Consider the following 18,393-nt stretch of genomic DNA (forward strand, 5'->3'; position numbering starts at 1 on the left):
TGCCGGCTGAAAGTAAGCCTTCGCGAGCAAGCTCGACTCCCACGGGATGGTGGTTCGGCTCGATATTTCGGCCAGTTCGGGGGACCTGTGGGAGTGACCGGGGTGGCGGCCCACCTTGTTCACGAAGACTCATTGATGGGCAATGACTCAGGCAGATCATTGTTGATTCCTAATAAAAGCTTAAGAAACTCACTCCCGGACTCTCCGAACTCCACCCCTGAACCTGGCAATCCAATGGAGTCCCATAGTGGATAATCTCCGACCCGGCTGACTAACCCGGCCCGGAGAGGATTGGCCACGATATAGCGGGCGAAGTGAATCAGATCATCCTCATGGCGTGCGGCTGCATCGTGATATCCAGGCTGCCACAGTCGCCCCTGATGGCCGGTGACCCTGTTCACTGCAATGGCGGTCTTCGACTTGACTCGCTGAACAATGCCCGCAAGCGAGCCATGATGAAGCTTCACTAACCAGTGAAAATGGTCAGGCATCACAACCCACGCCAGCGTTTTTGCAAATCCGCACTCGTGCACCTCTCTCATTTCCTTTACGAGCAGCCGACCCACCCGCCAATCACTAAAATCATCTCTCATACGGTCAAGCCGGGAGGTAACCAGATAGATCCTCCCCATTTCGGAATACCGCCCTATGCGCAAGCTGCGCGAACGCGCTTTCGTGACCATGCTGACTACCTCGACTGTGGATGCACAAACCACGGTAGCCGCTTCATGAGCCATGCCTTTGAGGGTGTATTTCACGCTATGTCCTGTTCATCCAACGCGGATGCACCCGGCCGCGCAAACAACAACGCCTCCACAAGGGAGGCGTTGGGTCTTACAGGTCGAGGGCTATGAAGCACGCACCTCAGGCAAGATCAAAGCGGTCCAGCTCCATCACTTTGGTCCACGCGGCGACGAAGTCCTGGATGAACCTCTCTTCCCCGTCAGCACTGGCGTAGACCTCCGCCACGGCCCGCAATTGAGCGTGTGAACTGAACACCAGGTCGACCCGGGTGCCGGTCCATTTGACGGCGCCGGTGTTGCGGTCGCGGGCTTCGAACAGCTGGTCGCCGCCCGACACGCCTTTCCATTCGACGCCCATGTCCAAAAGGTTTTTGAAGAAGTCGTTGCTCAGCGTGCCCGGTCTTTCGGTCAGGACGCCGTGCTGGCTGTGCCCGGCATTGATATCCAGAACGCGCAAGCCGCCGATCAGGACGGTCATCTGCGGTGCCGTCAGGTTCAGCAACTGCGCCTTGTCGACCAGCAGCTTCTCTGCCGAGACGCGGTAATGGCCCTTGAGGTAATTGCGGAAACCGTCGGCGATGGGTTCAAGGAAGCCGAACGACTCGACGTCGGTCTGTTCCTGGGAAGCGTCCATGCGGCCCGGGGTGAACGGCACTGTGACGTGGTGGCCGTCTTTTTTTGCCGCCTGTTCGATACCTGCGCTGCCGCCGAGAACGATCAAATCAGCCAGCGAAATCTGCTTGCCGCCGGACTGGGCGCCGTTGAATTCGTCGCGGACGCGCTCCAGGGTTTGCAGCACGCCCGCCAGATTGGCCGGTTGGTTGACCGCCCAGTCTTTCTGCGGGGCCAGACGCAGACGACCGCCGTTGGCGCCGCCGCGTTTGTCGGAACCACGGAAGGTGGACGCCGCCGCCCAGGCCGTGCCGACCAGCTGCGAGACCGACAGCCCGGACGCCAGGATTTTTTCCTTCAGCGCAGCTACATCATTGGCGTCCACCAGCGGGTGGTTGACCTCGGGAATCGGGTCCTGCCACAGCAGCTCTTCCCCTGGCATTTCCGGGCCGAGGTAACGGGCGAGCGGGCCCATGTCCCGGTGGGTCAACTTGAACCAGGCGCGGGCGAAGGCATCGGCCAATTGGTCAGGGTTTTCCAGGAAGCGTCGGGAGACCTGCTCGTAGGCAGGGTCCACGCGCAGCGCCAGATCGGACGTCAGCATGCGCGGTTCCTGGCGTTTGGCAGGGTCGAAGGCATGGGGGATTTTGCCCGCGCCCTCGCCATTCTTCGGTCTCCACTGATGGGCGCCGGCCGGGCTCTTGGTCAGCTCCCACTCGAAGCCGAACAGGTTTTCCAGGTACTCGTTGCTCCACTGGGTTGGGGTGGAGGTCCAGGTCACTTCAAGCCCGCTTGTGATGGCATCGCCGGCCTTGCCGGAGCCATAGGTGCTGCGCCAGCCCAGCCCTTGTGCTTCAAGGCCTGCAGCTTCCGGTTCAGGGCCGACGTTGTCAGCGGGACCGGCACCGTGGGTCTTGCCGAAGGCGTGGCCGCCAGCGATCAGGGCGACGGTTTCTTCGTCGTTCATGGCCATACGGCCGAAGGTCTCGCGGATGTCTCGAGCCGAGGCCGCCGGATCAGGCACACCTTCCGGCCCTTCCGGGTTTACATAGATCAAGCCCATCTGCACGGCGGCCAATGGGTTTTCGAGATTGCGCTCGCCGTTGGCGGTGCGGGTCTGTTCTTCGCTGTGGTGCTCGGGTTCGGCAACCAGCGTGCCCTCGCCCGGCTGCTGCATGTCCTTGTGAGCGCCGTAACGGTCTTCACCGCCCAGCCAAGTGGTTTCAGCGCCCCAGTAAACAGCTTCGTCCGGTTCCCAGACATCGGCACGCCCACCGGAAAAACCGAAGGTCTTGAAGCCCATGGATTCCAGCGCGACGTTGCCGGTGAGCACGATCAGGTCCGCCCAGGAAATCTTGCTGCCGTACTTTTGCTTCACTGGCCAGATCAGCCGGCGCGCCTTGTCGAGGTTGACGTTGTCCGGCCAGCTGTTGAGCGGTGCGAAGCGCTGCTGCCCGGCCCCTGCGCCGCCACGGCCGTCAGCGGTGCGGTAGGTCCCGGCGCTGTGCCAGGCCATGCGAATGAACAGCGGACCGTAGTGACCGAAGTCGGCCGGCCACCACTCCTGGGATTGAGTCATCACTTCCAGCAGGTCGCGTTTGACCGCTGCGAAATCGAGGCTCTTGAATTCTTTGGCGTAGTCGAAGCCCTCGCCCATCGGGTCAGTCAATGGCGAGTGCTGGTGCAGGATCTTGAGGTTCAGCTGGTTCGGCCACCAGTCACGGTTTGTGGTTCCGCCCCCGGCTGCGTGGTTGATCGGACATTTCGATTCGGTCGACATGGTCTATTCACCTTCTTGTTTACTTTTTACTTTTTCGGCCATCAGCGAGACAGCCCAGGCTAGCACTCGCACAAGACTAGACGACTCAGGCCAGCCGTCTAATAGGCAAATGTTTGGGCGACGATAGAGTGGTTCTGTTGGCGGAGTATTTAACGGAGGTGCTTGTATTTTCTGGCGCTTGAGCTCAACTCTAACAACAGCATCAAGTGCAGAGCCGGCGTCGACCGGCGTCTTGATCACCGTGGCAATCTCCAGGAGATTCAGGCATGGCCACCACCGCTTCACTGGCCCCATTGTTCCGGCAATCAGTGGGCTTTGATCGCTTCAACGATTTTTTTGAATCTGCCTTGCACAGCGAAATAAACGCCAGCGGCCCCCCTCACAACGTCGAACGATACGGCACCGATCATTACCGAATCGTGATCGCCACAGCCGGGCTTGCCGCTGCTGACCTTGACCTGACCCTGGAAAGAAACGTGCTCACCGTTTGCGGGGCTGAAGCCCACACCGATGGCGGCGTGACGTACCTGCACCAGGGCATCGCCCATGGGCCGTTCCGGCTGGTCTTCCATCTGGCCGATCACATCGAGGTACAGGGCGCGACCTTCAAGAATGGTTTGCTGATCGTCTTCCTGCTGCGGGTCGAACCCCAAGGGGCCAAGGCCCGCCGGATCAGCATTCACAGCCCCGGGGACGATCCCGACCGGCCGCACATCAGCCGGCCCTGATCAACGGAGAGATACGCGCGGCGTCAGCCGGAAGGCCTCGGTCGTCGGGAAATCAAACAGCACCTGAGGTGCGTCGATGAGCAACGAGCGCATCAATGGCGCGGAGCAGCCCAGCGCCTGCAGCTGCTCGACCACAGAGCTATAGCTGACACTGTTTTCATGCTGGGTATGGGGCCAATCACTGCCCCAGACCAGCCGCTGCTGACCGAAAGCGTCGACCAGCAACGACAGCGCGGCACGGGCGAAATCGAGGTTCTCTTGCGCGCTGCCCTCCAGCCGGTAAATGCCCGAGACTTTCATCCACAGTTGCCCGCTCCGGCCCAGCTCCAGCATCTGGGGAAAGCCCGGTTGATTGAGGCCCAGGCGGGCGTCGGGCCGACCAAAGTGATCAATCACGATCTTCATGCCGAACGGCATCAGCCCGGCCAGCAGCGCAGGCATATCGGCGACGTGGCGGTGCACTTCTACATGCCAGTCGAGCACGGCGATGTGCCCGAAGAACACCTGCCACTGCGGTTCGGAAAAGTCCGGCAGCGCCTTGGCCATCAGGTTCAGACGCACGCCAACGACGCCCAGCCGGTCCATCTCGTCCAACGCGGCACGGCTAATGTCGCGGTCGACCACCACCACGCCACGCAGTTGATCCGGCGCCTGTTGAAGGGCGTCGAGCAAGTAACGGTTATCGGTCCCGAGGAAACTCGGTTGCACCAGCACGCCATGGCTCAGGCCGTGCTGGTGAAGTTGATCTCGGTACATCGCCAGCGTGGCGTCGTATTCGGGTGAATAGCGTCGTGCCGATGTCAGGTCCAGCTCCCTGCTGAAGACGTGTGCGTGGCCGTCGATGCCAAGGATCGACGCGGGGGAGACGGAAAAGAGGTCGGACATGGATCTCATCTATCAAAAAATGCGCGACGCAACAGGCGCCGCGCGGAAGGGGAAATCAGGCGCGAGCGGTTTCGCTGCGAGTGTCTGCGACGGCGCCGGCAGTAGGGCTGGCTTCCAGGCTGCGACCGCGGGTTTCCGGCAGGCACAACGCGGCAATCACGGCGACGCCATAGGCGATCCCGGCGTCGATGCCGATGGCGGAACCCAGCGACATCGATTCGCTCATGTGGCCCACCAGGAACGGGAAGACCGAGGACAGCACACGGCCGAAGTTGTAGCAAAAGCCCACCCCTGCCCCGCGCACGTCAGCCGGATACAGCTCGTTGAACAGCGCGCCAAGGCTGGCCGGAATGCCGGCGGCGAAGAAGCCCAGCGGGAAACCGAGGAACAGCATTTGTGTGTTCGTCAGCGGCAGGAACACATAGCACTGCACAGTGACGACACAGCACAGGGCGAACAGCACGATGTTCAGTCGGCGGCCGATGCGGTCGATGAGAAAGCCGCTGGCAATGCAGCCGCACCAGAAGGCCACGATGATGACTGCCAGGTAACCGCCGGAGTTGAGCACCGACAGATTGCGTTCGGTTTTCAGGAACGTCGGCAGCCAGGTCATCACCGCGTGATAACCGCCGTGGGCGCCGAGGCCGAGCAAGCCGCCGAGCAGCGTCACGCGGATCAGTTCCGGGCGGAAGATGCCGGCCAGGGATTTGAAGAAGCTCTGCGGGATGGCGTTGTCTTTTTGCAGGCGCTGAAAGCTGTCCGGCTCCTCGACGTTGCGGCGCACCCAGATGATCAGCAGCGACGGCAGCAGGCCTACCAGAAACATCACCCGCCAGGCCATGTCTTGAGGCACGAACGAATAGATCAAGGTAAACACACCGACGGCCAGGCCCCAGCCCACCGCCCACGCGCTCTGCACGGTGCCCATGACCTTGCCACGGTATTTCGGGTTGATAGTTTCGGCCATCAACACCGCGCCTGCGGCCCACTCGCCACCGATGCCGAAACCCTGCAGCCCCTTGACGATCAGCAGCGAGCTGAAGCCGGTGACGAACGCCGACAGAAAGGTGAAAAACGAGAACCAGAGGATCATCCACTGCAGCGTGCGCACCCGGCCGTAGCGGTCGGACAGCGTGCCACCGACCCAGCCGCCGAGGGCCGAGGTGATCAGCGTCACGCCACTGATCAGGCCGGCGTCACCCTTGGTCAACGCGAAGGCGGCGATTAGCGCCGGGATCGCCAGGCCGAACATCTGAACTTCCAGGGCGTCCAGCGACCATCCGCCGAAGCAGGCCCAGAACGTTTTGCGCTCCCGAGGAGTGACGTGGCGATACCAGTTGAACATGGTTTTTGTCCTTATAAGTGTGAAGCAGCAGGTGCTGTAGAGCCCGTTCTGAGTGACGGGCTTGGGTGCAGAATTCGGATTTCTCAGCGGCGCTTCAGCGGATGTCGACACTGTAGCGGAAGTGGCTGGCATGGCCGCGCGAACGGCGCCATTCCAGCGGTTGTCCGGCGTAGTTGCGCGCCAGACGCTCGATCACCACCACCGGGCTGTTGACCGGCACTTGCAGCAAGCGGGCGTGGGTGTCGTTGATGGCTTCGGCGGTCAGGGTTTCTTCGGCGTAGGCCACGACCTGGCCGCATTGCTCTTCGTAGATCGGATAGAGCAGCGGGCCCTGGCGGCTGAGGTCGATTTCCAGCAGGGTCTGAAACTGCACCTGAGGCAACCAGATTTCTTCGGCGAGCACGGGCTGAGCGTCGAGCAGACGCAGGCGGATCAGGCGAATCACCGGCGCGTCCAGCGGCAGACCGAGGGCGTGAGAAACGGCCGAGGGCGCGGTGACGGCTTCGATGGAGAGGATGCGGCTTTCAGGCACCTGGCGTTCGCCGGAGACGCTTTGAAAGCGGAAGAAGCGGAACAGCGAGGACTGGAACTGCGGCCGGCGAATGAAGGTGCCGCGGCCCTGTTGGCGTTCGAGAATGTTTTCGTTGACCAGCATGTCGATGGCCTTGCGCACGGTGCCGGTGGACAGGCAGTACTCGCTGGACAGCGCGGCTTCGGTGGGAATAGCTTCGCCCGGGCGCCAGCGGTTGTTGGCGATCTGTTCGGCGAGTTGGTCTCGCAGGCGTTGGTAGAGCGGCAAGCGGACATCGCTGGAAAGTCGGTTCATGGAGGCGCTTCGCTGTTGTAGTTATGTAGTCATCTATATGAATCTGTGTCGAGTATTGTCCCGTTACAAATAAGCGTCAAGGGTGGGGATAGGGGTTGGCGGATGAATGGCGTTTGGGCGTTTGGGCGTTTGAGGTTTCACGTTTCTCAGGGGAACGCGGAAACGGCAGAGCGTGTGTCTGCCGTCAGGTTGCGGGGAGCGCGGGGGGGTCAGGTCGGGATCAGGTCGGGGAGATTGTGGCGAGGGCGCCGATCATGAGGGTCAGGGCGAGAAAGCCGAACAGGAAGATGGCGAGCTTGGCCATGGGGTTCTCCTACGCAAGTATGAAGTACTAGGGGTTTCGAGCCGGGTGATGGGGACCGGTCGGGCTCGATCGGTCTGCCGGGAGTGAAGTGATCTTGGGGGTTGCGGCTGTTTCAGTACAGATTCAGGTAAGGCTTATAAATACGGATCAGATGGGTGGTGTCAGATGGCTAGATCAAGAGCATCTGCCTAACGGCAGATCGTTTCGCCTTCGGCGAGTTACTTGATAAAGCCCCAAGTAACCAAGGGCTTGTGCTCCTGGTTGGGCCCTTCCTTCGTCAGGGTTCCCTCACTCCGACGACGCTCCGTGGGCGCGCGCCGAACGGACATCCATGTCCTGACGGCGCTCTCGCGGCATCCATGCCGCTCGGCCCACTCCGCGTCGTCTGCGTTCGGCCTGCACCCAAGTCGCGTTCTGCGGTGCTTGAGCTTTTTGCGTACGAAGATCAAAAGCTTCCCGGCTGAAGCCGGTCCTACTAAACACCGCGTGCTGTTAGTGGGACCGGCTTCAGCCGGGAAGAGGCCGGCATGAGCGTCACAAGATGTCCGATCGTTCCCAGGCTCCGCGTGGGAATGCATCCCATGACGCTCCGCGTCACCTTGCGGCTGACATGACACCCCACCAATCGCGCTGCTACGCTCCCTGCCCTCTCTCCACTTAGGCGCCAACCATGCCCACCATCCGCCCCATGACCCTGGACGATTACGACGCCATCACCCAACTCATGCGCGACACGCCGGGTATTTCCTTGCGTGACGCGGACTCCCGCGAGTCCACCGAGCGGTATCTGCTGCGCAACCCCGGACTGAGTTTTGTGGCGGAGGACGGTTCACTCATCTGCGGGTGTGTGATGTCGGGCCATGATGGCCGGCGCGGGTATCTGCAGCATTTGCTGGTGCTGCCTGAGTATCGGCGGCAGGGAACCGGAAAGGCGTTGGTGGAGCGGTGTCTGGTCAGTCTGGAGGCGGAAGGCATTCACAAATGCCATATCGACGTGCTCAAGACCAACCCGGCCGCAGCGACCTATTGGGCGAACCAGGGCTGGCAATTACGGGTTGATATCCACCGTTTTTCCTTCACCCGTCCGGGCAATGAAAACGCCTGACACTCAGATAGGCCCTGATCAGACCTGACTGACAGGCGCCACGGGTTGGCGTCTGGCGTAAACCATCAGGCCGCTGAGGAGGATAAGTCCGATGCCAAACAGCGAGGCGGTGGCCGGGAAGTTGCCGAACAGCAGAACCCCGTAAGCCACCGCGAAGATGATTTGCAGGTAACCCAACGGTGCGAGCACGGAGGAGGACGCGTAACGATAGGACTTGGCCATCAAAAAATGCGCGCACAGCCCCAGACCGCCCAGCACCAGCAGCAACCCCATCTGCAACCAGTCAGGTTCGGCCCAGTAAAACGGCACGATGGCGCTGAGGATCAGGGTGCAGAACACGCCAACGTAGAAGCTGCACACCGACGGGCTGTCGGTCTCCCCCGCCAGTTGCGTGAGCAATTGGTACAGCGCGAAGAACAGCGCGGTCGCGAGGGGAAACAGCATCCACAGCGAGAAGGCGTCGCTCGCCGGGTTGATGATCACCAGCACGCCGATGAAGCCCAGCACCACCGACAGCCACTGCCAGCGATCCGCCTTGATGCCGAAGATCAGCGGCGACAGGATCGTTACAAAAGCAGGGGCCAGGAAGACCAGCGCCGTGGATTCGGCGATGGGGACGTGGGTCAGGCCGAACAGGAAAGACAGGCTGTCGGCGAGCAGGACCACCGCGCGCAGCAGATGCAGCCAGGGCCGCCGGGTGTGGAAGACGTTTGCGCCGCCGTTGCGCAGCAGCACGGTGGTCACCAGCGTCGAGTGAACCAGGTAGCGGGCCCACGCGACGAAGATCACCGGCAGGGAATAGATCAGCGTCTTGGAAATCGCGTCATGACTGGCGAACGTCAGCGCCACGCCTGCCATCAACCACATGCCGATGACTTGCCGGTGCGCGCCGTGATGGGGGGTCATTGCAAAACCTGCCACAGAAAATGATGCGCAGGAGTTAACCACAGAACTCGGCCCAGGCGCCCGCGCAGCTTGCCCAAGCGGCGCCGGCACTTTATCGCGGGCAATAAAAAACCCGCCTGAGCGGGTTCTTTTCTATCAACACCATTCCAACATCCTGTCAGTAGCCGTCCCGGCAAAAGGTGGATCATCCATGACCTGCGAAGCACATCCAGCGCCTCGGTTGATGGATCCAAGGTTGCGCTAGTGGCGCTTCGCTGTACAGGGCGACATTGCTCCACAGCGTGTAAGCCTTTCGCTATACCGCGTGGGCGGCGGCCTCTGACGCTCCGCATTAAGAGCACCTGCGCAAGCCTCGCGACAAAGGCATGGCGGAGGCATAATGTGCGCCACACGAATACGCCCGCCGAACTGAGCCGCGTTGCCCACCCACGTCTCAGTCGGTTTCAAACCAGCCCGGCCCTGCCGCGCAACGGGAAGCGATATGCCCATTCTTGTTCAGACATCCTGCCCTCTACTCCCCGGCTCACGGTCGTCGCAGTCATGATCGAAGTCACCGAAGTCTCCATCGCGCAGTTGCGCGCAGCCCTTGAAGCGGGCCAGACCACCGCCGTCGAACTGGTCCAGGCGTACCTCGCCAGAATCGACGCCTATGACGGCACCGACACCGCCACCGCGCTCAACGCCGTGGTCGTGCGCAATCCCCAGGCCCTCGACGAAGCGCAAGCTTCCGATGACCGTCGCGCGCGAGGCGAAACCCTCGGCCCCCTCGACGGCATTCCCTACACCGCCAAAGACAGCTATCTGGTCAAAGGCCTCACGGCCGCATCGGGCAGCCCGGCGTTTGCCGAACTGGTCGCTCACCGTGATGCGTTCACCATCGAGCGGTTGCGTGGGGCCGGCGCGATCTGTCTGGGCAAGACCAACATGCCGCCGATGGCCAATGGCGGCATGCAGCGCGGCGTCTATGGCCGCGCTGAAAGCCCTTATAACGAGGATTTCCTGACGGCGCCGTTTGCGTCCGGGTCATCCAACGGCGCCGGCACTGCAACGGCCGCGAGTTTCGCGGCATTCGGGCTGGCCGAAGAAACCTGGTCGAGCGGCCGCGGCCCTGCCTCGAACAACGGCCTGTGCGCCTACACGCCGTCACGCGGGGTGATTTCGGTGCGCGGCAACTGGCCGCTGACGCCGACCATGGACGTGGTCGTGCCCTTCGCCCGAACCATGGCCGACCTGCTCGAAGTGCTGGACGTGGTGGTCGCCGAAGACCCCGACACCCGCGGCGACCTGTGGCGCTTGCAGCCGTGGGTGCCGATTCCCTCGGTCGACTCGGTGCGCCCGGCGTCCTACGCCGACCTCGCCGCCAGCCCGCAGACTCTGGCCGGCAAACGCTTCGGTGTGCCGCGCATGTACATCAACGCCGACCCTGAAGCCGGTACCTGCGAAGCACCCGGCATTGGCGGCCCCACCGGCCAGCGCATCATCACCCGCGCCTCGGTGATCGACCTGTGGGAACAGGCGCGCCAGGCACTCGAAGCCCAGGGCGCCGAAGTCATCGAAGTGGATTTCCCGCTGGTCTCCAACTGCGAGGGCGATCGTCCCGGCGCGCCGACGGTGTACAACCGCGGTATCGTTTCCAAGGAATTTTTGCACCACGAATTGTGGGACCTCACCGCCTGGGCGTTCGATGACTTTCTACAAGCCAACGGCGACCCGAAACTGAACCCCCTGGCCGACGTCAACGGACCGCTGATTTTCCCCCACGACCCCGGCACTCTGCCCAACCGCGAGGGCGATCTCGCTGCCGGCATGGACGAGTACGTGAAGATGGCCCAACGCGGCATCACGCCGTGGGACCAGATCGACACCTTGCCGGACGGCCTGCGCGGGCTGGAACATACCCGCCGCATTGACCTCGAAGACTGGATGCAGCGGCTCGGGCTGGACGCGGTGCTGTTCCCGACCGTGGCCGACGTGGCCCCGGCGAATGCTGACGTCAACCCGGCCTCGGCGGACATCGCCTGGAGCAACGGCGTCTGGGTCGCCAACGGCAACCTCGCGATCCGCCACCTCGGCGTGCCCACCGTCACGGTGCCGATGGGCGTGATGGCCGACATTGGCATGCCCGTGGGCCTGACCTTCGCCGGCCGCGCTTACGACGATTCCGCCCTGCTGCGCTTCGCTTCGGCGTTCGAATCCATCGGCAGCAAGCGCCAGATTCCGCCGCGCACGCCGCCGTTGTCTTCTGCTCGATAAACAGTGTTAAAGGGTCGGGGCCAGCGCGCCTCGATCCTTCCCGCTAAAACTGACCCTCAGGAGAAGTGTTCAATGAGCAAGGCACCTTATGTCCCGCCTACCGTGTGGAAACACGAAGCGCCCTCCGGCGGCCAGTTCGCCAGCATCAACCGCCCGACGGCCGGGCCGACCCATGAAAAGGCCCTGCCGGTCGGCAAACACCCGCTGCAGCTGTATTCACTGGCCACGCCCAACGGCGTCAAGGTGACGATTCTGCTTGAGGAGCTGCTTGCCCTCGGCCACAGCGGCGCCGAGTACGACGCCTGGCTGATCCGTATCAACGAGGGTGATCAGTTCGGCAGCGGCTTCGTCGAAATCAACCCCAATTCGAAAATCCCCGCACTGCTGGATCGCAGCATCGAACCCAACCTTCGCGTGTTCGAGTCCGGTTCGATCCTGCTGTATCTGGCGGAGAAGTTTGGCGAGTTGCTGCCCAAGGATCTGGCGGGCCGCACCGAAACCCTGAACTGGCTGTTCTGGCAGATGGGCGCTGCGCCGTATCTGGGTGGGGGCTTCGGGCACTTTTATGTGTACGCGCCGGAGAAGTTTGAGTACGCGATCGACCGCTTCACCATGGAAGCCAAGCGTCAGTTGGACGTGTTGAATCGGCGCCTCAGCGAAAGCGCTTATCTGGCCGGCGACAGCTACACCATCGCCGACATCGCCGTGTGGTCGTGGTACGGGCAAGTGGTGCGCAACACCGTATACGGCGCCGCTGAATTCCTCGCCGCCCACGAATACACCCACGTGCAGCGCTGGGCCGAAACCATTGCGCAACGGCCGGCAGTGATCCGCGGCATGCGCGTCAACCGGATCTGGGGCGATGAAGCCACTCAAGTGCCGGAACGGCATGATGCGTCGGATCTGGATTGAGGCAATTCCCGGCGGTCAGTGAGGATTTCTCCACTCTCACTGACACAACACGGATCCCTGTAGGACCGGCTTCAGCCGGGAAAGCGTCGGTCGTCACACCGCAAAATTGTTGGTGCTCACACCGGCCTCTTCCCAGCTAAAGCCAGTCCCACGAGAACACCGCATCCATCCAGTTGCACCGCGTGGTCTAAATGTAGGACCGGCTTCAGCCGGGAAGGCGTCGGTCGTCACACCGCAAAATTGTTGGTGTTCACACCGGCCTCTTCCCGGCTAAAGCCGGTCCCACGAGAACACCGCATCCATCCAGCTGCACCGCGTGTTCTAAATGTGGGACCGGCTTCAGCCGGGAAGACGTCGAGGGTCATACCGCAAATTGATGGTGCTCACACCGGCCTCTTCCCGGCTAAAGCCAGTCCCACTGAAAGCATGCATTCCTCCAGTGGCACCCCATGCGCCAGACGTAGGGCCGGCGCAAGCCGAGACAGCTTCAGGCGCCCTGCCCGTCGAGTTCGGCGAGCATGTCCTGGGGGATCACCAGCTCGGCGGCCGTCAGGTTTTCGTGCAGATGCGCCACCGAGGAGGTGCCCGGAATCAGCAGCAGATTAGGCGCACGTTGCAGCAGCCATGCCAGTGCCACGCACATTGGCGAGGTGTCGAGGCGTGTGGCGACGTCCGACAGGGTCTGGGACTGCAACGGCGTGAAACCGCCCAGCGGGAAGAACGGCACGTAGGCGATGCCCTGCTTGCCGAGTTCTGCGATCAGCTGCTCGTCATCTCGGTGGGCCAGGTTGTAATGGTTCTGCACGCAAACCACCTGGGCAATGCCCTGCGCCTCGGCAACCTGTTTCGCACTGACGTTGCTCAGGCCCAGATGCTGAATCAGCCCCTGACGCTGCAATTCAGCCAGCGCACTGAACTGCTCGGCTATCGACGCTTCATCCGGCGAATGCCCGGTGCCCCACGCCCTGAAGTTCACCACGTGCAGCGCTTCCACGCCGAGATTGCGCAGGTTGTCGTGCACCGCGCTCACCAGTTCCGCCGGGCTGTTGGCGGGATTCCATGAAGCGTCGGTGCCTCGGGAGGCGCCAACCTTGGTGACGATCAGCAGCTCGTCGGCATAAGGATGCAGGGCCTCGCGGATCAGGCGGTTGGTGACATGGGGACCATAGAAGTCGGCCGTGTCGATATGGTTGACGCCGGAATCAGCCGCTTCACGCAGAACGGCGATGGCAGCCGCGTGATCTTTCGGCGGTCCGTAAACGCCGGGCCCTGCCAGCTGCATGGCGCCGTAACCCATGCGGTTGACGGTGCGACCGCCGAATGAAAAGTGTCCTGCCTTGCTGGCCTGGCTCATGGGTGACGCCTCGTGATCAAGAATGTGGGATGGCTCAAGTGGTGGGCTGACTATAGGCGTTGACCGCTGCGCTGATAATCAGGTGCAATCGGCACGGGCTGTACGAGTGAGCGGACAATGGCGACAGACATTCAGGATTTGCTGGCCTTCGTGGCCGTGGTCAACGCAGGCGGTTTTCGTGAAGGCGCACGGCTGAGTGGCAAGTCGGCGTCCAGCCTCAGCGATGCTGTTCGACGCATGGAGTCTCGCCTGGGCGTGCGCCTGCTCAACCGCACCACCCGCAGCGTCGTCCCGACCGAAGCCGGCGCGCGGCTGATGGAACGGATTGTCCCCGCACTCGGCGAAGTCGAATCGGCACTGGACGTAGTCAATGATTTCCGCGACCGCCCTTCCGGCACACTCAGGCTCAACGTGCCCGTCAGCGCCGCCCGCCTGATATTGCCGCAGATCATCACCCCGTTCCTGCAGGCGCACCCGGACATCCGGATGGAAGTGGTCACTGAAGAAAGCTTCGTCGACATGATTGCCGCCGGCTGTGACGCGGGCATTCGCTACGACGATCGCCTTGAACAGGACATGATCGCCGTGCCCATCGGCCCGCGTGTTCAGCGTTTCGCGACCGCCGCATCGCCGGCGTACCTCGATGCCCGGGGCCGCCCTGAACATCCAAGGGATCTGCTCAACCACAGCTGCCTGCGGGGCAAATTTCCGAGCGGTTCAATACCTTTATGGGAATACGAGCGGGACGGCGAAAATGTGCGTGTCGACCCTACCGGCCCGTTGACCGTGCGGATCGGCGGCGCCGTCGACCTTGCCGTGCAAACCGCCATCGACGGCCTGGGCATCGTCTCGCTGTTCGAAGACTGGTTGCGCCCCCATCTGGACAGCGGCGCGCTGGAACCGGTGCTCGAACCCTGGTGGCCAAGCTTCAGCGGGCCGTTTCTGTATTACCCGGGGCGGCGCTATGTGCCATCACCGTTGAGAGCCTTCCTGGACTTCATCCAGCGGATGGCGTGATGCTTGTCCGTGCACAGAACTGACCAGATATTTTAAATAAATAACTGCAAGTTCACGGTCGAACTAGCCCGCAGGATGTTGCAGCTAGATAATCAGGCAAAAAAAACGCTGCATTCAATGCAGCGTTTCTTTTATAGCGTTTGTAGTTGAAGCCGCCAGGGCACTGGCGATCAACCATTTTGACGACCGTAACCCATGATGGTGTAGTCAAGGCTGTGGGTCACGCCGGCGTGGTCAACATAAACCATGGTGGATTGCACCGGACCATCAACTTTCTGTGGGTCCTGGGCGTTTTTAATGCTGATCACTTTCGCGACGTCGATACCTTTGTGGCGGTTGTATTGTTCAACCTGGACCGAGTGCTGTTGGCCGGTGGCCGGGAGTTCGCCGGCAGCGGCAAATACACTGACGAGGGACAGAGCAGCGAAGGCTAATACTTTCATGGTCGTTCTCCAGAAGTTCATTAAGTAGTAAGGGAGCAAAGCGCTTGTCGTTTGCTTCTGGGGCCATTCTGTTCGTGATCGGCGCCGATGATAAATACTTAAAATCGATAAGGCCCATCACCGTCATCGATGCTTGAGTTAATTAGATCAATTTCCGTAATAGACCCTTGCGTATTCTGTTAACTCACAACTTTCAACACATCGAGTGAGACTGGCGCAGCCCCCCCGTTAAGTGCGACAGATGCAGGGACTGCTCTACGGCGGTGCGCGTCATGTTGTCGCGGGTGATTAAACTGCCTGTCGGGAAATATTTTCAGCGCAATCAAACATTTCCAATGATGAACGTACTACCATTCATCCCGCTGACTCGTCCCGAACCAAAATGTCCGAGCAGACCTATATAAAGCGCTGGCCACTGGCACGGCGCTATTTTTTTAAAACAAACCGAAGCCTTGATGCCGCCTCACGAGCCTGCTCGTGGCGCAGTGCGTCAACCGTGATGACCGTCTGAGGTTGTGATGCAGAAATTGATGATTAACGGCCAGGAGCACGACCTGGATGTCGCCGACGACATGCCATTGTTGTGGGTCCTGCGCGACGTGATGGGCCTGACCGGCACCAAATACGGTTGCGGCATTGCCCAATGCGGCGTGTGCACCGTGCACCTGGACGGCCAGGCCGTGCGCTCATGCGTACTGCCGGTGAGCGCCGTCGCCGGCCGCAAGGTCACCACCATCGAAGCGGTGGGCGAGCAGGCCGTAGGTCAGGCGGTACAGAAAGCCTGGCTGGACCATGAAGTCGTGCAATGCGGCTACTGCCAGTCGGGGCAGATCATGTCCGCCGTCGCGCTGCTGCAGGAACACCCCAAAGCCAACGACGAGCAGATCGTCAACGCCATGTCGGGCAACCTCTGCCGCTGCGCCACCTACACCCGCATTCGCGCCGCCATCAAAAGCGTCAGCCAGGCCTGAAGGAAGTCATCATGTCCGAATCACAATCATCTGCCGCGATGCTCTCGCGTCGCGGGCTGCTCAAAGGCAGTGCGCTGCTGGGCGGGCTGGTCATCGGCACCTATCTGCCGGCGTCAGTCACCCGCAGCTTCGCCGCTGATCTGGTCAAGGGGGCCAGCCTGGGCGACAACGCCGAGCAAGGCTATGGCGCCTTCGTGCGCATCGACCACAGCGGCGCCGTCACGCTGATTTCACCGAAGATCGAAATGGGCCAGGGCGTGCAGACCGGCATTGCCATGATGGTCGCCGAAGAGCTCGAAGTGCCATTGAGCCAGATCACCATCACCGAGGCGCCGCCCAATGCAGCGCTGTACACCGACGCGCTGCTGAGCTTTCAGGCCACCGGCGGTTCGACCTCCACCCGCTACAGCTGGGAGCCCCTGCGCAAGGCCGGCGCCGGTGCGCGCATTGTGCTGATCCAGGCCGCGGCCATGCGCTGGAAAGTCGCGCCGAGCCAGTGCCATGCCGAGAACGGCCGGGTCATCGGCCCGAACGGCCAAAGTGCCGGTTACGGCGAGCTGGTCGACGCTGCCGCTAAGTTACCGCTGCCGACCGAGATCCCCCTCAAAGCCGTCAGCGAATTCAAGCTGCTGGGCAAGCCGGTTCAGCGACTGGACACCCCGAATAAGGTCAACGGCACGGCGAAATTCACTATCGACCTGCAAGTGCCGGGGATGCTGATTGCGTCCACCCTCACCTGCCCGGTTCATGGCGGCAAGCTGCGCGGCGTGAAGAATGAAGACGCTGCGCGCAAGGTCCCCGGCGTGCGCGATATCGTCCGTCTGGACAACGCGGTGGCGGTGACGGCGAGCAACTTCTGGTCCTGCCAGCAAGCGCTCAAGGCGCTGGACATCGACTGGGACCTCGGCCCCCATGCCGGTCTTGATTCGGCCCAGCTGGACCAATCGCTGTTCGAGGCGAGCGCTGGCGACGGTGTGTTCGCGCACCAGTCCGGTGACATCGCCGGGGCGTTGAAAAACGCCTCGAGCCGCTTCGAAGCGATCTACGAACAACCCTTCCTGTCTCACTCCCCACTGGAGCCGATGACCTGCGTCGCCCATGTGCGCGCCGACGCGTGCGAGTTGTGGGTCGGCTGTCAGGCGCCGGGGATGGCCCAGGCGGGCGCCGCCAAAGTCTGCGGCATGCCGGTGGAAAAGGTGGTGATCCACAACCAGTTGATCGGCGGCGGTTTTGGTCGTCGTCTGGAGTCCGACTTCATCTTCCAGGCCGTGGACATCGCGCGCCAGTTGAGCTACCCGATCAAGCTGATCTGGAGCCGAGAAGAGGACATGACCCACGACCGCTATCGTCCGCATTACGTCGACCGCCTCAATGCAGCGCTGGACAAAGACCTGCGTCCGGTGGGCTGGGAGCATCGCATCGCCGGTGCCTCGGTGGTCGCGGCCTATATCGGCGCATTGCCGGCTGACGGCGTCGATGGCGATGCCGTCGAAGTGGCAAAGGACCCGATCTACACCCTGCCCAACCTGCAGGTGCGCTACATCCGTCACGACCCGGAAGTGATTCCGGTCTCGTGGTGGCGTGGCGTCGGACCGCTGCGCAGCACCTACGCCATCGAGTGCTTCATCGACGAGTTGGCGCACAACGCCAAGGTCGATCCGGTGAAATACCGCCTGGCGCTGATGCAGTCGCAACCCCGCGCCCAGGCAGTGCTGACCAAAGCGGCGCAACTGGTGGAGTGGGACAAGCCGCTGCCTGCCGGTTCCGGCCGTGGCGTGGCGGTGACGGCGGTGTTCGGCAGCTTTGTTGCGACCATCGTCGAGCTGGAGAAGCAAGGCGACAAAGGCCTGCGCATCAAGCGGCTGGTGACGGTCATCGACTGCGGCTTCGCAACCAACCCGACCTCTGTAGCGTCGCAGATGGAAGGCGGCACGCTGTTCGGTCTGTCGGCCGCGCTGTTCAACGAAATCCTTGTCGAGAAAGGCCAAGTGCAGCAGACCAACTTCCACGAGTACCGGCAGATCCGCATGAGCGACGCGCCGCCGGTGGAGGTGCACATCGTCGACAGCGTCGAGCCCCCTGGCGGTGTCGGTGAAACCGGTGCCGTGCCCGCTGCGGCCGCGCTGGTCAATGCGGTGTACGCCGCGACCGGTGTGCGTGAGCGTCGTTTGCCGTTGAGCCGCTTTGGCTATTTCACTGTTTGAGGAGC

General features: G+C 62.1%; 14 protein-coding genes and 1 pseudogene. 7 read left to right on the forward strand and 8 right to left on the reverse strand.

The window, feature by feature from the left end; translation table 11 throughout:
* Nucleotides 1-227: 227 nt before the first annotated feature.
* Nucleotides 228-683 (reverse strand): annotated as a pseudogene (locus IFT47_RS08805) (REP-associated tyrosine transposase); the annotation flags it as partial.
* Between the two features lie 181 nt (nt 684-864).
* The gene (gene katG, locus IFT47_RS08810) at nt 865-3,135 is read right to left on the reverse strand and encodes a catalase/peroxidase HPI (protein ID WP_192172334.1); all 2,271 of its coding nucleotides are present in this window, start codon (nt 3,133-3,135) and stop codon (nt 865-867) included.
* 266 nt (nt 3,136-3,401) lie between these two features.
* Between katG and IFT47_RS08815 the strand changes: the two genes are divergently transcribed.
* Nucleotides 3,402-3,863 carry an Hsp20 family protein gene (locus tag IFT47_RS08815; RefSeq protein WP_192172333.1) on the forward strand — a complete coding sequence of 154 codons (462 nt, stop codon included), beginning with the start codon at nt 3,402-3,404 and terminating at the stop codon, nt 3,861-3,863.
* Here the strand turns inward: IFT47_RS08815 and IFT47_RS08820 are convergent, their stop codons facing one another.
* The 3 genes from IFT47_RS08820 to IFT47_RS08830 are packed head-to-tail and all read right to left on the reverse strand — an operon-like array spanning nt 3,864 to nt 6,919.
* Complete coding sequence (locus tag IFT47_RS08820) at nt 3,864-4,748, reverse strand: amidohydrolase family protein (RefSeq protein ID WP_192172332.1); 885 nt, start codon at nt 4,746-4,748, stop codon at nt 3,864-3,866.
* Between the two features lie 55 nt (nt 4,749-4,803).
* A complete protein-coding gene (locus IFT47_RS08825; protein WP_274598099.1) occupies nt 4,804-6,225 on the reverse strand; it encodes an MFS transporter in 1,422 nt (473 codons plus the stop codon).
* Entirely contained in the window at nt 6,188-6,919 is a 732-nt protein-coding gene (locus tag IFT47_RS08830) for a GntR family transcriptional regulator (RefSeq protein ID WP_192172330.1), read from the reverse strand. Before IFT47_RS08830 ends, IFT47_RS08825 begins: the two co-directional genes overlap by 38 nt.
* Nucleotides 6,920-7,893: 974 nt before the next feature.
* On the opposite strand from IFT47_RS08830, the gene IFT47_RS08835 reads away from it, so the two are divergent.
* Nucleotides 7,894-8,328 carry a GNAT family N-acetyltransferase gene (locus IFT47_RS08835; RefSeq protein ID WP_192172329.1) on the forward strand — a complete coding sequence of 145 codons (435 nt, stop codon included), beginning with the start codon at nt 7,894-7,896 and terminating at the stop codon, nt 8,326-8,328.
* Between the two features lie 18 nt (nt 8,329-8,346).
* On the opposite strand, the gene IFT47_RS08840 is transcribed toward IFT47_RS08835, so the two are convergent.
* Entirely contained in the window at nt 8,347-9,234 is an 888-nt protein-coding gene (locus IFT47_RS08840; protein ID WP_192172328.1) for a DMT family transporter, read from the reverse strand.
* A gap of 540 nt (nt 9,235-9,774) precedes the next feature.
* Between IFT47_RS08840 and IFT47_RS08845 the strand changes: the two genes are divergently transcribed.
* On the forward strand, nt 9,775-11,487 hold the full coding sequence (locus IFT47_RS08845) for an amidase (protein ID WP_192172327.1): 1,713 nt from the start codon (nt 9,775-9,777) through the stop codon (nt 11,485-11,487).
* 72 nt (nt 11,488-11,559) lie between these two features.
* On the forward strand, nt 11,560-12,399 hold the full coding sequence (gene yghU, locus IFT47_RS08850) for a glutathione-dependent disulfide-bond oxidoreductase (RefSeq protein ID WP_192172326.1): 840 nt from the start codon (nt 11,560-11,562) through the stop codon (nt 12,397-12,399).
* Between the two features lie 487 nt (nt 12,400-12,886).
* On the opposite strand, the gene IFT47_RS08855 is transcribed toward yghU, so the two are convergent.
* Nucleotides 12,887-13,753, reverse strand: a complete 867-nt coding sequence (locus IFT47_RS08855; protein ID WP_192172325.1) for an aldo/keto reductase family oxidoreductase — start codon at nt 13,751-13,753, stop codon at nt 12,887-12,889.
* Nucleotides 13,754-13,870: 117 nt separating this feature from the next.
* On the opposite strand from IFT47_RS08855, the gene IFT47_RS08860 reads away from it, so the two are divergent.
* On the forward strand, nt 13,871-14,770 hold the full coding sequence (locus IFT47_RS08860) for a LysR family transcriptional regulator (protein WP_192172324.1): 900 nt from the start codon (nt 13,871-13,873) through the stop codon (nt 14,768-14,770).
* A 170-nt stretch (nt 14,771-14,940) separates the two neighbouring features.
* Here the strand turns inward: IFT47_RS08860 and IFT47_RS08865 are convergent, their stop codons facing one another.
* The gene (locus tag IFT47_RS08865; protein WP_192172323.1) at nt 14,941-15,213 is read right to left on the reverse strand and encodes a DUF2790 domain-containing protein; all 273 of its coding nucleotides are present in this window, start codon (nt 15,211-15,213) and stop codon (nt 14,941-14,943) included.
* Nucleotides 15,214-15,731: 518 nt separating this feature from the next.
* Here IFT47_RS08865 and IFT47_RS08870 point away from each other — a divergent pair.
* Together IFT47_RS08870 and IFT47_RS08875 are read left to right on the forward strand one after the other, a co-directional pair.
* On the forward strand, nt 15,732-16,184 hold the full coding sequence (locus IFT47_RS08870) for a (2Fe-2S)-binding protein (protein WP_074893339.1): 453 nt from the start codon (nt 15,732-15,734) through the stop codon (nt 16,182-16,184).
* An 11-nt stretch (nt 16,185-16,195) separates the two neighbouring features.
* The gene (locus tag IFT47_RS08875) at nt 16,196-18,388 is read left to right on the forward strand and encodes a xanthine dehydrogenase family protein molybdopterin-binding subunit (protein ID WP_192172322.1); all 2,193 of its coding nucleotides are present in this window, start codon (nt 16,196-16,198) and stop codon (nt 18,386-18,388) included.
* Nucleotides 18,389-18,393 lie beyond the last annotated feature (5 nt).

This window comes from Pseudomonas sp. CFBP 13711 (genome assembly GCF_014842265.1).
Taxonomy (GTDB): Bacteria; Pseudomonadota; Gammaproteobacteria; order Pseudomonadales; family Pseudomonadaceae; genus Aquipseudomonas.

Bases quoted from the DNA above. Each gene is read 5' to 3' on its own strand.
- IFT47_RS08860 (WP_192172324.1), top strand. From the start codon at position 13,871: ATGGCGACAGACATTCAGGATTTGCTGGCCTTCGTGGCCGTGGTCAAC.
- IFT47_RS08815 (WP_192172333.1), top strand. From the start codon at position 3,402: ATGGCCACCACCGCTTCACTGGCCCCATTGTTCCGGCAATCAGTGGGC.
- IFT47_RS08835 (WP_192172329.1), top strand. From the start codon at position 7,894: ATGCCCACCATCCGCCCCATGACCCTGGACGATTACGACGCCATCACC.
- IFT47_RS08845 (WP_192172327.1), top strand. From the start codon at position 9,775: ATGATCGAAGTCACCGAAGTCTCCATCGCGCAGTTGCGCGCAGCCCTT.
- IFT47_RS08840 (WP_192172328.1), bottom strand. From the start codon at position 9,234: ATGACCCCCCATCACGGCGCGCACCGGCAAGTCATCGGCATGTGGTTG.
- IFT47_RS08870 (WP_074893339.1), top strand. From the start codon at position 15,732: ATGCAGAAATTGATGATTAACGGCCAGGAGCACGACCTGGATGTCGCC.
- IFT47_RS08855 (WP_192172325.1), bottom strand. From the start codon at position 13,753: ATGAGCCAGGCCAGCAAGGCAGGACACTTTTCATTCGGCGGTCGCACC.
- IFT47_RS08820 (WP_192172332.1), bottom strand. From the start codon at position 4,748: ATGTCCGACCTCTTTTCCGTCTCCCCCGCGTCGATCCTTGGCATCGAC.
- IFT47_RS08830 (WP_192172330.1), bottom strand. From the start codon at position 6,919: ATGAACCGACTTTCCAGCGATGTCCGCTTGCCGCTCTACCAACGCCTG.
- yghU (WP_192172326.1), top strand. From the start codon at position 11,560: ATGAGCAAGGCACCTTATGTCCCGCCTACCGTGTGGAAACACGAAGCG.
- IFT47_RS08875 (WP_192172322.1), top strand. From the start codon at position 16,196: ATGTCCGAATCACAATCATCTGCCGCGATGCTCTCGCGTCGCGGGCTG.
- katG (WP_192172334.1), bottom strand. From the start codon at position 3,135: ATGTCGACCGAATCGAAATGTCCGATCAACCACGCAGCCGGGGGCGGA.
- IFT47_RS08825 (WP_274598099.1), bottom strand. From the start codon at position 6,225: ATGCCAGCCACTTCCGCTACAGTGTCGACATCCGCTGAAGCGCCGCTG.
- IFT47_RS08865 (WP_192172323.1), bottom strand. From the start codon at position 15,213: ATGAAAGTATTAGCCTTCGCTGCTCTGTCCCTCGTCAGTGTATTTGCC.